Below are 908 nucleotides of genomic sequence, written 5' to 3'. Positions count from 1 at the left end.
TTGAGTTAGATGATGGTATTCATAACTTTGTTATTACCGTCACAGATGCAGCGGGTAATGTGAGTGAGGAAAGTACTGGATTTGCTATCGATGTAGACACCAGCGTTCCTGCGAGCTTGTCTAGCAATGATTTAACGATTCTTGATGATGTAGGTGAAATCCAAGGGCCAATCAAAAATGGTGATGTGACTGATGACATCAGACCAACATTAGAAGGTCGTGCGCCTGCGGGTGTGACTGAAGTGATTATCTATGTGGGCACACAAGAAGTGGGTCGTGCGAAAGTCACAAACAACACTTGGACATATAATTTACCGAATAACTTGGCGGCAGGTGAGAATACCATTGCGGTGGCACCGGTGAACCGTGTCGGTACGCCAGGTGAGAAACTCAGTGTGACCTTCACGGTCGACACGAGTGCACCAGGTGCGGTGAATGAGTCTAGCATTGAGCTTTACGACAACGTAGGTGATGTCCAAGGTCTTATCGCTAAAGGGGGTACAACCGATGACAGATTGCCTGAGTACCGTGGTAAAGTGACCGATGCTAACACCGCGTTCATCAAAGTTTACCAAGATGGTCAATTCATTGGCAAACTTATCCCTGTGAATGTTGATGGCACATGGAGTTATACACCACCTGCTAACCTAAGCGGCGGCATGCATAACTTTAAACTGGCGGGCGTCAGTAAAGCGGGTGTTGAAGGGCCGATGAGTTCAGCATGGAACTTTAACGTGTTGGCATCAGAACCGTCTACTCCAACCCTAGATACGTTAGTTGATGATGTAGGGGGTAATACCATTGTCCAACCAGATGGCTTAACCAATGACAATACACCGACTATTACCGGTCGTGGTAGTGCGGGTGAAACCATCATCATTTACCTCAATGATACTGAAGTGACACGT

1 protein-coding gene is annotated in these 908 nt (G+C 46.9%); it reads left to right on the top strand.

Annotated features, from left to right (window positions below; genetic code table 11):
- Window positions 1-908 (top strand): Ig-like domain-containing protein (locus tag ACFFIT_RS13095; RefSeq protein ID WP_385878358.1); only part of this gene is annotated, 908 nt, incomplete at both ends.

This window comes from Thorsellia kenyensis (assembly GCF_042432445.1).
In the GTDB taxonomy this organism is placed as follows: Bacteria; Pseudomonadota; Gammaproteobacteria; order Enterobacterales; family Thorselliaceae; genus Thorsellia; species Thorsellia kenyensis.
The sequence above is the reverse complement of the archived record's forward strand: the minus strand, read 5'-3'. Positions and strand labels throughout refer to the sequence as shown.